General features: G+C 53.9%; 13 protein-coding genes. 5 read left to right on the forward strand and 8 right to left on the reverse strand.

Annotation, left to right across the window (positions count from 1 at the left end; translation table 11 throughout):
• Positions 1-17: 17 nt before the first annotated feature.
• From WCI03_05585 to secA, 4 genes are all read right to left on the reverse strand, one after another.
• Positions 18-902 (reverse strand): YicC/YloC family endoribonuclease, encoded by an 885-nt coding sequence (locus WCI03_05585; GenBank protein MEI8139324.1) that lies wholly within the window; start codon positions 900-902, stop codon positions 18-20.
• Positions 903-906: 4 nt separating this feature from the next.
• Positions 907-2032, reverse strand: a protein-coding gene (gene prfB, locus WCI03_05590) for a peptide chain release factor 2 (protein ID MEI8139325.1) whose coding sequence is annotated in 2 segments (ribosomal slippage) — positions 907-1965 and positions 1967-2032 — 1125 coding nt in all. Because the reading frame shifts where the segments join, the coding sequence is not laid out codon by codon here.
• On the reverse strand, positions 2029-3717 hold the full coding sequence (gene lnt / locus WCI03_05595) for an apolipoprotein N-acyltransferase (GenBank protein MEI8139326.1): 1689 nt from the start codon (positions 3715-3717) through the stop codon (positions 2029-2031). The genes prfB and lnt overlap by 4 nt, the downstream gene beginning before the upstream one ends.
• The gene (gene secA, locus WCI03_05600) at positions 3696-6737 is read right to left on the reverse strand and encodes a preprotein translocase subunit SecA (protein ID MEI8139327.1); all 3042 of its coding nucleotides are present in this window, start codon (positions 6735-6737) and stop codon (positions 3696-3698) included. Before secA ends, lnt begins: the two co-directional genes overlap by 22 nt.
• 113 nt (positions 6738-6850) lie before the next feature.
• On the opposite strand from secA, the gene WCI03_05605 reads away from it, so the two are divergent.
• Positions 6851-8002: a serine/threonine-protein kinase gene (locus tag WCI03_05605; protein MEI8139328.1), complete on the forward strand. Its 1152-nt coding sequence runs from the start codon at positions 6851-6853 to the stop codon at positions 8000-8002.
• 67 nt (positions 8003-8069) lie between these two features.
• Here WCI03_05605 and WCI03_05610 read toward each other — a convergent pair whose 3' ends face one another.
• Positions 8070-9305, reverse strand: a complete 1236-nt coding sequence (locus WCI03_05610; GenBank protein MEI8139329.1) for a hypothetical protein — start codon at positions 9303-9305, stop codon at positions 8070-8072.
• Between the two features lie 101 nt (positions 9306-9406).
• On the opposite strand from WCI03_05610, the gene WCI03_05615 reads away from it, so the two are divergent.
• The gene (locus WCI03_05615) at positions 9407-10300 is read left to right on the forward strand and encodes an AraC family transcriptional regulator (GenBank protein MEI8139330.1); all 894 of its coding nucleotides are present in this window, start codon (positions 9407-9409) and stop codon (positions 10298-10300) included.
• Between the two features lie 80 nt (positions 10301-10380).
• On the opposite strand, the gene WCI03_05620 is transcribed toward WCI03_05615, so the two are convergent.
• The 3 genes from WCI03_05620 to WCI03_05630 form a co-directional block, all read right to left on the reverse strand.
• Entirely contained in the window at positions 10381-10842 is a 462-nt protein-coding gene (locus WCI03_05620) for a hypothetical protein (GenBank protein ID MEI8139331.1), read from the reverse strand.
• Positions 10821-11666, reverse strand: coding sequence for a DUF4388 domain-containing protein (locus WCI03_05625; protein ID MEI8139332.1), 846 nt, complete (start codon positions 11664-11666; stop codon positions 10821-10823). The genes WCI03_05620 and WCI03_05625 overlap by 22 nt, the downstream gene beginning before the upstream one ends.
• 211 nt (positions 11667-11877) lie before the next feature.
• The gene (locus WCI03_05630) at positions 11878-12912 is read right to left on the reverse strand and encodes a transposase (protein MEI8139333.1); all 1035 of its coding nucleotides are present in this window, start codon (positions 12910-12912) and stop codon (positions 11878-11880) included.
• Positions 12913-13080: 168 nt separating this feature from the next.
• Here WCI03_05630 and WCI03_05635 point away from each other — a divergent pair, with 168 nt between their 5' ends.
• Genes WCI03_05635 through WCI03_05645 form a run of 3 tightly spaced genes read left to right on the forward strand, consistent with a single transcriptional unit; the run spans position 13081 to position 14562 of the window.
• Positions 13081-13305 carry a helix-turn-helix transcriptional regulator gene (locus WCI03_05635; GenBank protein MEI8139334.1) on the forward strand — a complete coding sequence of 75 codons (225 nt, stop codon included), beginning with the start codon at positions 13081-13083 and terminating at the stop codon, positions 13303-13305.
• The gene (locus tag WCI03_05640; GenBank protein ID MEI8139335.1) at positions 13292-13618 is read left to right on the forward strand and encodes a HipA N-terminal domain-containing protein; all 327 of its coding nucleotides are present in this window, start codon (positions 13292-13294) and stop codon (positions 13616-13618) included. The genes WCI03_05635 and WCI03_05640 overlap by 14 nt, the downstream gene beginning before the upstream one ends.
• Positions 13615-14562, forward strand: coding sequence for a HipA domain-containing protein (locus WCI03_05645; GenBank protein ID MEI8139336.1), 948 nt, complete (start codon positions 13615-13617; stop codon positions 14560-14562). Before WCI03_05640 ends, WCI03_05645 begins: the two co-directional genes overlap by 4 nt.
• Positions 14563-14780: the final 218 nt, after the last annotated feature.

Genomic DNA, 14780 nt, shown 5'->3' on the forward strand with positions numbered 1-14780 from the left:
CCTCACCCTTTGCCCTGTTATTCGATATTCTGAACCTGCTCACGGATCCGTTCCAACTCGGTTTTAAATTCAATCACCTGGCGTGTAATGCGGACTTCATTAGCCTTGGATCCGATGGTATTGATTTCCCGGAACATCTCCTGGGCCAGAAAGTCTAAAGTCCGACCGACCGGTTCCCGCGATTTGAATAAAGTATGGGCCTGCTTGAGATGACTCTCCAGCCGTGTGATTTCTTCGGTGATGTCCGACCGATCTGCAAACACGGCCAGATCCTTCATCACTACCGGATCCGAGGCATCCAGTATCACCCCGGCCTGGGCCAGACGCTTGCGAATGGCTTCGCGATAGCGTTCGGTAACAAGTGGCGCCTCCTGACGGATGCCATCGAGATGCTCACTAAGTTTTTTTAACCGACCTTCCAAATCGTGGACCAACTCCGTGCCTTCCTTAAGCCGCATGATCAGAAGCTGGGCAATGGCCGCCTTGAGGCCCTTTTCGATTACTGGCCACACAAAATCCACATCCTGATCCACCCCGGAATAACTCACGACTTCCGGTAGGCTCAATAGTAGGCTGGCAGAGAGGTCGTCCTTCAATTTCAACGCCTTGGCAGTCTTGCGAAGTTCGGATGCATAAACTGCCGCTAACGCCCGGTTTACTTTTAAACTCTTTGCCCGTAATGCTTCGGAGACATGTACTACGATCGAGCCGGAAACCTGACCTCTGGAAATGGATTCCTGAACCAACTCGCCAACCCTTGATTCCAAGGCCTGCCAGGCTCGTTGCAGTGAAATCCTGACTTCCAACTGTTTGCGATTGACGGAAGTCAGTTCCACCTCGACACGGAGCCCTTTTGCGGTCGCTTCTCCCCGCCCATATCCAGTCATACTGCGTATCAACATCGTGTTAACTCTTTCTCTCGGCGGCTTTTTCCTTCTTCAGGTACGCCTCAATGAAACGATCCAAATCCCCATCCATGACGGCTTCAACATTACTGGTTTCGGCCTCTGTACGATGATCTTTCACCATTGTATAGGGCTGAAAAACATATGATCGAATTTGGTTACCCCAGGCCATTTCACCCTTCTGACCATAGAAGCGTTCCATCTCCTTGCGTTTCTTATCCATCTCAAGCTCATATATCTTGGCCTTCAACATCTGCATGGATTTGGCCTTGTTCATGTGTTGGGAGCGTTCTGCCTGACATGACACAACAAGGCCTGTCGGCATATGGGTGATCCGGATGGCTGAATCCGTCTTGTTGACATGCTGTCCACCCGAACCGCTGGAACGGAAGGTATCAATGCGCAGATCTTTTTCATCGATCTCCACCTCAATGTCATCGTCCAATTCAGCAATAACATCCAATGAGGCAAAGGAGGTGTGACGCCGCTTGTTGGAATCAAAGGGGCTGATGCGGACTAACCGGTGAATTCCCCGCTCACATTTCATGAATCCATACGCAAACGGACCCCGAACTGCAAAAGTGGCATATTTAATTCCGGCTTCATCACCCGCCTGAATATCGAGTACTTCGACCTCAAAGCCTTTTTTTGAAGCAAAGCGCTGAAACATGCGGAATAGCATATTGGCCCAGTCGCAGGACTCCGTACCCCCGGCACCGGCATGGACGGTCACAAAGGCATTGCTTCGATCCAGGGGCCCATTCAAGAGCGACCGGGTCTCCAGTTCATTAAAGAGAACCTCGGCGCGATCAAGATCTTTGGCCGCATCGCTCAACGCATGATCCCGAAGAGGGCCGGGCTCTTCCGCCTCGGACAGCTCGGCCATCAAGCCAGCTTCCTCAACCAGTTTATCAATCCGGGCGAAGGGATCCAAAACCGCCTTAATCTCATTCACGCGACCGAGATGGTTTTTAGCCTTATTGGGGTCATCCCAAAACCCCGGCATTGCGGTCTGGGCTTCGAGTTCATTTAACGTCGCTTTCCGTTTGGCGACGTCAAAGATAACCTCGCATCTCATCGGTTTTCTCCCGCATTTCCTGAATGCGGCCCTTAATATCTTCATTCATAATTGATCCACTCCCTTATCTGCCAGCAACGTTTTTCGCCGCAGAGTTTGCCATGCTAACACAAAACAAATCACGGCGACAACTCCGCAGGGTATGCCTAAAAGCCAGTCGCCATAGCGGGTATAAGCGGTCAATTCAAAGTCCGCCTCAGGAATCGGCACCTGCCAGCGCAGTACGGCGGCTTCCGGCGGTCGTCCGATCCCATTCTCCGTCTGCTCGACAATCAGCCCGGTTGGTTCAATCAGACAGGAAACCCCCGAGTTCGCCACCCGCACGGCCGCCACCCGATTTTCCACGCACCTGAAAACGCAATGGGCCAAATGTTGTTCCGGGCCTGCCGACCGGTCAAACCAGGCATCATTCGTCTGGTTCACCAACAGCCGGGCACCTCTCTTGACCGCAGCCCGCGACAAATCCGCCATAATATCTTCGAAACAAATCAGGCAGGAAAAACTCCATTTGGATAAGGAGCCCAGCGTAAAGACGGTTGCTTCCCGTCCGGGCGAACAATTCCAGCCCATGGGTGCCAGCGTACCCAACCAGGGAATGATCCCGCTCAGAGGTACAAACTCACCAAAAGGAACCAGATGTTGCTTATAATAATGCTCGGTTACGACACCGTTGGTATCAAACAGGAAACTCGCATTATAATACGAAACACTCCAGCCGACGCTGACTTCATCCATGGAGCCCACCAACAAGGGGCTCCCCCAGTGACAGAGCTCCTCAACAAAATCCTTCGAGGCGCCCCGTTCATCGGTAACACAATACGGGGTTGCCGTTTCAGGCCAGACAATGAGATCCGGGAGCCCCTCGGGATCTTTTACCGTCTGCGTCATCAACTGGCGGAATGTGGAATGAATAAGATCCACTTGCTCATCCGTCCATTTTTTGATCTGTGGGATCGCCGGCTGAATGGCGCTGATGGTGACGGAGCGGATAACCGGGGTATACTCCCGGACGAGTAAAACGCCCGACCTGAAGCAAAGCGCCATACTCAACAGTGCGACAAACAATTCCAAATGCGGTCGATAGTGTTTCTGCTTACGTGGTGAAACGTAGCGCAAAATAGTAAAGGCCAGGCCGGTATTGGCCAGCATCAACACACCCGAAACGCCCGGAGCTCCGACCCATTGGGCCGCTTGAATCAGCAGTACATTCCGGTACTGGGAGATGGCCAGCAAATTCCAGGGAAAACCGGCAAACAAATAGGAGCGGATTACCTCGCCACCCACCCATAAGACGGGAATTAAGAACGTGAGTAAAAGGGTCTGCCAGAATTTATCCTTGCCGATATGCTGAGCCAGCCAAGCAACAGACATGGCAAATACGCCCAGAAATAGCGAACAATACCCGCACAACAAAAGCCAACCGATCACAATCAAAACTGCAGGTGCAGGCGAGGTATCAAACAACCGGAACATCCAACTCATGGTGATGAGCCAGAATATGAGACCGGTGGTCAAGCCCATCTTGAAGGCCGTTTGAACCGGGATTCCGGGCTTAGCGTGCGATTGAACTAATAACGCTAACAAGAGCGGGATCAAGGCCACCCAGGCGACCTGTCCCGACTCAAAAGGTGGAAACGCGAGCACTAACAGCAAACCCGAAACTGCGGCTGCTATCCAACGCCAAGACTCGCGAATCCACCCCACCACCCGGATCAAGTATTTTCCCCACAGCATTTCTTATATTTCTTGCCACTCCCGCAAGGGCAGGCGTCATTCCTGCCAACTTTCGCGGTAGTCCGTTGAACCGGCATGGAGGCCGCCTTCATGGCCGCTTGCATGGCCGCATCTCCGCCACGGACGGCAGACCGGCTCGGTTGAGCGGCCGATTCGGCCGGTTGGCCCAGTGCGACCACGCCGTCGTGAATCGTCTGGGTGGGCATCTCCCGCATGAACCGTTCGAAAGCCATCATCTGGGTTGAGGCCCGGAAAATCTTTTCGCAAATATCTTCGCGGATATCATCCATCAGGGTGGCAAACATGTCATAGGCTTCACGTTTGTATTCAATCAGCGGATCACGCTGACCATAAGCACGCATCCCAATGCCCTGACGCAGCCCGTCGATCCCCCGCAGGTAGTCCTGCCAGTGCAGATCAATGGCCTGCAACATCACCTGGCGCTCCACGTTCTGCATCATCTCGCCACCTTCGGATGACACCTTGATCTCGTAGGCATCCCTGACTCTTCCGAAAATCAACTTCACTACTTTTTCAAGATCATCCTTGCCCAAGCTCAATTCCTCGCGTTTCACGGCGATCGGGAACGTGCTGTGTACCCAGATCAGGAAAGCCTCAATGGCATCCTCTTTACCGCCTTCCAGCACGGATTCGGCACGGTTTGAGATCACATCATAAATGACATCATACAGCTGCTCACGGATTTCAATCCCACGAACAATATCCCCGCGGAATGCGTAGATAATAGACCGCTGCTTATTCATCACATCGTCATACTCAAGCGTTCGCTTGCGGATGGAGAAGTTCTGCTGCTCAACTCGGCGCTGGGCTGTCTCAATGGACCGATTCAACATGGAATGTTCGAGCATTTCGCCCTCTTCCATGCCGAACTTTTCCATGAAACTGGCGATCCGGTCGGACCCGAATAACCGCATCAGATCGTCTTCAAGCGAGACATAGAATCGGGACATCCCGGGGTCACCCTGGCGGGCGCAACGACCGCGCAACTGGCGGTCAATACGCCGCGATTCATGCCGTTCGGAACCTATCACATAGAGGCCGCAGGGAGTTTCGCTTAACTGCTCCTTCAATGTTTTGCCATTCAACTTGTCCGTGAGACTAAGCTGCGACAAAACCACATCGCGAGGCACCCAGACGACGCCCTCACCAAGTTTAATATCCGTACCTCGACCGGCCATATTGGTGGCGATGGTCACAGCCCCCTTCTGCCCTGCGCGAGTAACAATGTCGGCCTCACGTTCATGGTTCTTGGCATTCAAAACACTATGAGGGATTTTCGCCCGGTCCAACATCCGACTCACTAATTCTGACGTTTCAACGGAGATGGTGCCCACCAGTACCGGTTGTCCGCGGCCATGGCACTCGGCAATTTCATCGATGATCGCCTTGAATTTTTCACGCTGGGTCTTGTACACCACGTCGTTCTTGTCCATCCGGCGCACAGGACGATTGGTGGGAATGACCATGACATCGAGTTTATAAATCTGATGAAACTCGTCGGCTTCCGTCTCCGCCGTACCCGTCATACCGGCCAGCTTCTTGTACATACGGAAATAATTCTGGATGGTAATCGTCGCGAGAGTCTGGGTTTCCCGTTCGATCTTCACACCTTCCTTGGCTTCCACAGCCTGATGCAGTCCGTCACTCCAACGACGTCCGGGTAGAATGCGTCCGGTATACTCATCCACGATCAAGACTTGATTATCCTGAACCACATACTGCACATCTTTTTCGTACAGACAGTAGGCCTTAATCAATTGATCCACGTTATGAATGCGCTCGCTACGCTGGGCAACCCGCTCTTGAAACTCCAATTTCATTTTGGCCCTATCCGTTTCGCTCATGCTGACATCCCCGTCAATGTCCGACATGACTGATACTAAATCCGGCAGCACATAAGCGTCTGGGTCGGAAGGGCTCATCTCCTCGCAACCCTTTTCCGTCAGGGTGGCGTCATGGCTTTTTTCATCGATTACAAATAACAGCTCCTCGCGAAGGGCGCGGGCCTGTTCCTTATACATATCGGTCAGCATCATGCCTTCCACTTTTTCCACCAGCCGCCGCACGGCGGGATCCTCAAGAAGATGCGTTAATTGCTTGTGCTTGGGCATACCACGCCGAACCTTGTAAAGCTTCTGCATGGCCACGTCATCATCCTTCTTCTCGATAGCCGTACGCGCTTCAACAATCAATTGGTTACACAATTCGGACTGTCGACGAACCAAGCGCTCCACACGGGGCTTCACCTCCTGATACTGGTGCGAAGAAACCGGGGCAGGACCGGAAATGATCAGCGGGGTACGAGCTTCATCAATCAGAATGCTGTCAATTTCATCAACGATGGCATAGAAATACCCGCGCTGCACTTGATCCTCGGCGCGCCAGGCCATGCCATTGTCACGCAGATAATCGAAACCGAATTCGCTATTGGTTCCATAGGTGATATCCTTGGCATACTCCGCACGACGTTCCTCGGGGTTCATCTGGTTTTGGATACAACCGACTGAAAGCCCTAGATATTTTAACAGTATTCCCATCCATTGCGAATCGCGCCGGGCCAGATAATCGTTTACGGTCACCAAGTGTACATTGAACCCACTCAACGCGTTCAGATATAGCGGAAGGGTGGCGACCAAAGTCTTTCCTTCACCGGTTGCCATTTCGGCAATTTTGCCATGATGCAGGGCCATACCTCCCATTAACTGGGTATCAAAGGGAATCATTTCCCATGTCAGTTCATGGCCACAGACGTCAAAATGCGTGCCCGATAACCGGCGACAGGCATTTTTGACCACGGCAAAAGCTTCGCAAAGAATATCATCGAGCGTTTGTCCCTTAGCCAGCCGTTCCTTGAACTCAATGGTCTTGGCTTTGAGCTGCGCCTCGGTCAGAGACTGATACTGCTGTTCAAGTTCATTGATTCGAACCACCAGCGGCTGCATTTTTTTCACATCGCGCTGATTCTTCGTTCCGATAATTTTTTTCAACAACCACTGCATAGATGATTCCTCATTCACTACCCGATCCCGGGTAAAATCAAAACGGATGCACTGTAGGCCATTACGGCTATGATTGCCAGTCAGAATCCTCTGTGATAGGGTTCGCGCCACAAATGACAACGCGATCGACTGAAATCTATGATGATGAAACAGTATTGGAGAGCCAACCGCCCTCCCCTCCTGTTGATCCGGATATCCGCCGGCTCATCGCGGATTATCATTCTATTATCAAAAGCCGCAGCATCCTATCCCCCATTCCCTATCAATTTTCAAGAGAACTCGGCAAGGGAAGACAAGGGGTTGTCTTTCTCGCGACCCGGCAGGGGGGCCGCGGCTGCCACACCCGGCATGCCATCAAAATTCACGATCCTGGCATTTATTCCTCCGCCGAGAAATACTGGATCGACATGGGCCGTCTCGCCAGCCAGGTCTCGAAACTTCAGCCTGTCCACAGTGATAACCTGGTTCCCCACGACACCTATGATGAGACCAATGGCATCGGGTATCTTCAAATGTCAGTGATTGACGGCATCGATCTTCAATACCTGTTAAACGGCTCACACCTCGCCATCGCGCGCAGTCAGTCTTCCGATGAAGAGTGGGACCATTTTATGAATACCCTGTTCCGGGTGGAAGACACCCGGTTTATTCTTCAACCTGGAGTGGCTCTCTATATTCTGCGCAAGATACTGATGGGGCTGATGGTGCTTCATGAGGCCAATTACCTTCATGCCGACATCAAACCCTCGAACATCATGATCGACCGCATGGGCTCCGTGAAACTGGTCGACTTTGGCCGCGCGGTTGAGATTGGTGAAAAAATCAGCATTTTACTGGGGAGCCCTATTTACATGGCCCCTGAAACGCACCGGTTGGAGCCGGGCCGGGCGCAAACCGACCTCTTTAGCGCGGGACTGGTCGCTTTGGAAATGTTATGCGGCGAATCTCTTCATGTCTGCAACGACATGGATGACGCAACCCTGTTGCAATTCAAGCTTTCCCTGTTTGACCGGGTGGAATCCATGCTTCCGCCCTTCGTCCAAAAGAGTAAGCGCATCGTGCGGCTGCTTAAACGCTTTCTTGATCCCGATCCGGAGCAACGCTATAGCAGCGCGCATGAAGCCGAAGAAAGCTATTACCGCCTGCGTGGCATCTATCGCGAAATGGGACAAGATGCGGATGCCGAGTATGATCGTGAACTTCTGACCTATCTCCAGAAAATTACGGATCCCAATACCGGGTTTCTTAATCCGAGGTTGGAGTAGAGGCCAGTAGGCAGTGCGCAGTTAGCCGATGCGGGTCTTGATGTGTAATAACAAGTGCCGTCCTGAATCATGATTCAACAACCGACATTGCAATGTCGGCCCACCGGTTCAGGCGTGTGGGATCGTAATTAACCGTGCTGATGTCCTTGAGAATATACTCCAGTGCGCAGCCGTTCTCCTGGCAATGCCGCAATGTTGTCGTGAGGTCTTTCCTGATCAGATCCTCATTGAAGCCCGTCATCGCCACGTGGGCGGGATTCGGCTTGCGTGAATAGACATAATCCCGTCCGATCTCCGCCGCCCCGCGACTCTCATCGGCCCATGGACTCATCGAGATCTTGCGGACATGAGGTAGCATCCGCACTTCTTTCATCTTGCCGTCCAGGGGGTCACAGCAGCCGTAGTAGACCAAGCCGAACCGTTCACAGATCCGGGCGGTGTAGTCGATTTCGAATTCCTTGAACATCTCGGGTGATACCGTGGAGAACATTTGAGCCAGCCCGAACATCCATTGATCCCGCGTTCGAGGGCGTTTAGGATCATAACCCGGTGCCGGCAATTCGTCGGTATATGCGCCGGTACAGTGAATCAACTCCTGAGGCCCATACAACAGGCCTTGGGTCTCAAGCTGGTCCAGCAGGCCCAGGTAGCCTTCCGTCATGCGCGCAACCACCCGGTGCATGAATTCCGGCCGGTCGATCATCGTATAGAGTGCCCCCTCCACCCCCATCCAGAACGAGATGGGATCCCACAGGGATAAATAGGGATCATACCCACAGGCTTTGACCTCCAGCAGGCCAGCAAAGAGTTCATGGGCCACTTCCAGTCGTCTCCGTGTCTCGGCGACATTATGGTGTACCGTCGGCATCTGGATTTTGTCCAGATCTCCGTCGTCGGCAAATTGGTTCTCAAACTTGTGCGACACCACGCTATTGGCGGGATCACTTACCGCTATCTCCTCATGGACAGTCAGTCCGAAATCGGTGTTGGTAATCGCCATCGGAACGCGGATATACGGCTCGATCACCATATCCACCCGGAAATGCTGCCAGCGGTAGAGCACCTGCCGCAGTTCGGTCTCATAAGCGCGGCACCCGGCATCCTTGCATTCCAGCGAGAGCTCATGGTTCCAATTCAGCTCATGCCAGCAGATCTGGTCGATCATCACCAGGGGTCGTTCCGGTCTCAATCCGTTCAAATTCCGCCAGCGCGCCCGTGTCTCCTCCTGGTGCGGCAAGGCCGCCAACTCCGCAACTCGGCTTGCCAATCCCCGGATAATGTTCCTGTCGTCAGTTGTGATCATGAGCGCTCCCTTCATTTAAAATCAGCGCTACTCAACAGTAAAACAGCCTTGACGGCAATAGATGCAGTTTGCGAGGTTAATGGATATTCTTTCGATCAACCATGGAAACCAGAACCACACAAGCCGTACCCGCCGACCAGGCGGCGATCCTGGCTGATGCCACGTTCCGTTGTGAGGAGGCCCAACACACTGCGCTCTATTCTTTGTGGGGGCAGGAGTTCATTGAGCATACGCTTTACGACAAGGTTTATGTGATTACCCGTGGCGGTGGCACTTTGAACCTGAACGAGGCCTCCTATCGGCTTAAGCCCGGCATGGCGCTCCTATTCCCGGCAGGCCTGATCCAAACCGGATCGGTGGATCCGACCATGGGTCTGGAGGTGTTGTGGATCCATTTCCATGCCCGGACAGTGAGCGGTCATCACTTGCTGGATGTGGTTTCCATGCCGAGGTGTGTTAAGAAGGCCGCAGCTTCCCGGGTAAGGGAGCTGATGGAGAGTTTGTTGGAAGAATGGAACGGCCAGCGTCCGGGCGCCCAGCTGGCAATCAAATCACTGTTACCGCGCATTATGCTGGAATTCTGCCGGTGTCCCCGGAATGATCTTCATGCTCCTGACGCCATCCACCGGCGCAAGGAGGTGGCTGAACTTTCAGCCAGTCGAGCCAGCCGGCTTCCGCAAATCGCAGCCGCCTTGCGTCTGATCGACACTGATTATGCGCGCCCGCTCACCCTGTCCGACTTAGCCATCAGCGTCCACTTATCACCCGCCTACTTTTGCACCCTGTTCCAGGATTTGACGGGACTCACCCCCATGCGGCATTTGGAACGACGCCGTATCCTTCGTGCCTTGGAACTGATCCGACAGGGAGCCGTGCCAATCCACCGCATTGCGCGTGACGTCGGGTATCCTGATCCTTATCACTTCAGCAGGGTCTTCCGCCGCGTGACCCGGATCAGCCCCTCGCGCTATCGCCAAAGTAATCACTCCGCATGACTGAGAAAACCTAGAAAACCTAGGGACAGAAAAGCTGGAATCGCCTGCCGGAATCATCACGAGATATCCTTTATCCCTTTTTATAGCGCCGCCGGGATCCCGAATATATCCACTCTCAACTGACGTGCGGTGAACAGATCTCCCCAGTCGCCACCCTTCATCCGCTTGGCTCCGGCTTCCCGTTTCTCACTGAAGTGGGCTCGGTGCCGCCCAAATGCCTCTTCCACAAACACTTTACTTTCAATAATTGCCCCATCAGTGAAATACCGGATCCGACTCCGCAGGATTTCATTCAGTGGCAGTTTGCCCTTCTGCGCAATCACGTATTCTACAACCTCCGTACTGAACCCCTTCTTCACCGGTCGGCCATTCGTTCGAATCCCCTGCACTTCCCCAGAAACATATAGTAATTGCCGATAGCGGGCTGCTGCCTTAGCCGCAATGGTGGGGATCGCCTTAAGGTTGAAGTTGGAACAGCCGTTCAACCAGGAAGGCGGGACAGAACTCTGGTTCCGATCCGCTATCGTTGCTGAATGGCACACAGAAAGCGACGTTGACCTTGATATTCCAGAACCACGCCATTAGCGCGAATCGACCGGACGGTCACGCCATCTACTTGCTCGCCAACGCCCAATAACTGCCCGTTCAGAATTGCGCAGTAATGTCTTTTGCCGGACGCGGCCAGTGCGGAGAGCATCACATTCGGCCAACCATCATTAATGATCACAGGTTTGGCAGGAAGCGCGATTACAGGTACTGTCGGTGTCACGACGGGAACTGGCTCCACTTGAACCGGTACTGGAGTCTGCGTTGCAGTCCAAAGCTTCGTACCCGCCATTCCGCCTGTCCCCAGTACCACCAACAGAATAGCCGCCGCAATACCCAAACTCCACCGCCCCGCCACAACAAACCCGCGCTTGCAGGGACGGTCAACTGGGAGACGAACTGGCGTGGGCATCGGTTCGTCAGTCATCACAGGAATAGTCGTCTGCACAGGTGCCTGTTGGGCCGGGGGAAGGCGTGTGGGGGCTGCGGGTGCCAGGGAATCCCGTCCAATGGCCCTCATACACATCATGAGGATGGCTGTAGTATCCTTGGAAATCGTTTTGGCTGGTAAGCTGATTGCCTCACCCACCTCGAAAAGGCCTTGTTTCAACCGCAGCATACACTCGACGGCCAATTCTCCCTGACGGTCGTTCCAAATGGCGGAGATGATCGCACCTTCCTGAAGCCATATCCGGCCCATCACTGAAGCCGAGGTTACCTCAACATAACCGTTCAGGTTCCGGCGCCGATTTAGCACTTGGAGCACATCCATCAACAACCCGGGCTCCAACTCTCCTTGCATTTTGAAATTTGTGGCCATCTTCGAATTTCCTTCCGCTATAATTATTAAAGCAGAAGGAGTGCCAAGTATGGATTAACACAAGTTACGGCGAAAATAATGCCGTCGCCTTGTAAAATTTCTCGGGAGTGAGAAAAGATGGTGTTCAGTAGGCCTGATCAGCCTGAATCCCTTTTTGCTGGCGCTGGCGGCGATTTTGGAATATCCCAAGGGTCAGCCCTTAGATTAGTAATTAGTGCTTGGATTTCGCCTGCTCCTTGTCCAACTGCTTCTCGATTCTCTGGACCACCGATCCCAATTCCAGGTCCGACTCCAGCAACTGGGTCAGCCGCCTGAGTTGGCAACTCACCGCCACGCCCGTACGCACCCCCAGCGTCTCCGCCACGTCCCTCTGCGTCAGGCCTCCGTACCGGCACAACATCCGCGCCGCCACCGCCCGCCACCGGCAATCCCGCCTCCTCGTCCGCAAGGCCTCTTCCGGCAGCCCTGCGATCACCGCCACCATGGCCATGATCCTATCGGCGCGCAACACCCCTGCACGCCGCCGGAAGGACGCATCCTCACGCACAACTCCCTTCCCAAGCAGCGCCGCGTACCTCACCTCCACCTCTTCCCGGAAATCGTCACTCCCAATGCAGTGAACCGACCGTCCCAGCACCGCTGCGAACTCCCCGTCATCCTCCGCCACCCCTGACTCCACAAAGGCTCGATACCTCTCTCCCCGCTTCGTCTTGCTCCCATCCATAAGGTCCATAAGGTCAAGCACTGGATCGTGCTCAACGAAGGCACGCCGTGCCGCCAACCCAACATAGCCCCGGTAGCTGCTCCATGGGTACGTCCGAAGCATCTCCAGCCGTTCAGCCAGGGGCTTCGACCTTACCGCCCCGATCTTTACCGGGTTCAGGTGCACATACCGGCTCAACTTCAGCAGGTACTCATTCCCATCCACCAGTCTTGCCCCGTACCGCCCCTGCGTCACATGCCCGTGACTCCGGTGCCGCAAGTTGTAGTACACGCCATACCCGGTCAAGACCCCCTGCATGAACTGCCCCAAGTTCCCTCGCGGCGTCTCCAGCACCAGGTGGAAATGGTTTCTCATCAAACAGAACAGGTATACCCGCACACCATGCCGCTCCCCCGCCTCCTCGATCCGGCCCAGCAGGTACCACCGGTCCTTGTCATCCTTGAACAACACCGATCCGCCATTTGACCGTACCGTCACATGGTAGATCGCCCCACGATACTCCACTCGAAGTTTCCTCGCCATTTCCCTACCCTACTCCACCCACACGTCCCGGACAAGCGTATTCTTTATTCTAAGGGCTGACCCTCGCGTTCCCCCTATCGGGTATAATTTTGTAAATTATATCATTGATATACCCGATAGGGGGTATTATATTTCCTGTTGTGTAAATTATACCCAAAAGGGGGCAATATGACTGAGCCGTTGATTCTATTCATCAAGGAGCGTCGCCGAGCGATGGGACTGACGCAGAAGGATTTGGCTGACCGGGCTGGCGTTGGCCTACGCTTTATCCGCGAACTGGAGCAGGGCAAGACCTCGCTCCGGCTTGATAAGGTGAATCAGGTGCTGGCACTGTTTGGGCATCGAATGGAACCGAACGCTTTCCGCATGGAGGTGGATGATGAGGAAAGCTGAAATCCACATGCAGGGCCGTTTGACAGGAGTACTGGAGGAGAGGGATCGCGACTATACGTTTACGTATGATGCGGCCTATCTAGCGGATCCCCATGCCGTTGCCATCAGCCTGACGTTACCCCTTCAAACTGGAAGCTTCAAAGACAAACGACTCTTCCCCTTCTTTGATGGTCTGATTCCCGAGGGGTGGCTGCTGGATATAGCCGAACATACCTGGAAGCTCGATCCACGCGACCGAATGGGATTATTGCTGGCTTGTTGCCGCGACTGCATCGGGGCGGTGTCAGTCATTCCCCTGGAGGACAGAAAATGAATAGCACAAACTGCCAGATCTGTCTCGAACCGTTGGGGGACGGCGTCATGCAATATCATGAAACCTGTTGCCGGAAGCTCTTCGGTGCACCCCACCCACCCCAACTTCCCTACACTTGGGAACAACTGAATGGACTGGCCGAAAAAATCGTGCGCCAGCATGTCACGGTTCCCGGCGTTCAACCCAAGCTTTCCTTGCATCTTGAAAGAGGAGAGCGCCCGCAAAATTCCAGATTTACGTTGGTTGGCCTGGAGGGAGGCTATATCCTCAAGCCACCGGTGACCCGCTTTCCTGAGATGCCGGAACTGGAGCATCTGACGATGCGTATCGCCAAGTGCTTCGGCCTCTCAACAGCCGAATGCGGATTAATCCCGCTGGAAGATAAGCGGCTCGCTTTCGTCACCAAACGCATGGACCGCGATGGCGAGACAAAACTCCATATGGAGGACATGTGCCAACTGACCGACCGGCTGACCGAACAGAAATACCGGGGCTCTCTGGAGCAGGTGGGCAAGGTGATCCTGCGGCACTGTAGCAACCCTTTATTTGACGCCCTGCGGCTGTTCGAAGTGACGCTTTTCTGCTTCCTCACCGGCAACTCGGATATGCATCTAAAGAACTTTTCGTTGCTATACAGACTCGGTGGCGCAATCGCATTGTCGCCCGCCTATGACCTGCTCCCGACGGTCCTGCTGCTGCCGGAGGATACCGAAGAGACCGCACTGACACTGAATGGTCGAAAGAGTCGATTGACGCGGGAGGATTTCATGCGATTTGCCATTTCCATGAAACTCACGAATAAACAGATCGAGAACGTTTATGAGCGCTTCTCCAAAAACCTCTCCACCGCCCTTCGGATAATGGCGAAGGGTTTCTGCAGCCCCGACATGAAAGACCGCTTCAAAACACTACTTCAAGAGCGCGCTTCCCGCATCAACCTCTAACAAATAAGAGCATACCAGGGGTCACCCCCTGCTCAAAGGAACCGTCTCGCCCTTCATTCCCCGGTAGCCCCCCTGCTGTAACAGTTTAGCCCCCTGCAATTGAGATGATTTCTTTTGTCGGACGGCGGAGAGAGCCGCCGTTTTAGTTTTCGCGCGCGGAGGGATCGGGGTCAGCCCTGAATGGCGCTAAGTTAAGATAACTTGTTTTTGTTTTGGTG

It is taken from the genome of bacterium, from assembly GCA_037143175.1.
In the GTDB taxonomy this organism is placed as follows: Bacteria; Verrucomicrobiota; Kiritimatiellia; order CAIKKV01; family CAITUY01; genus JAABPW01.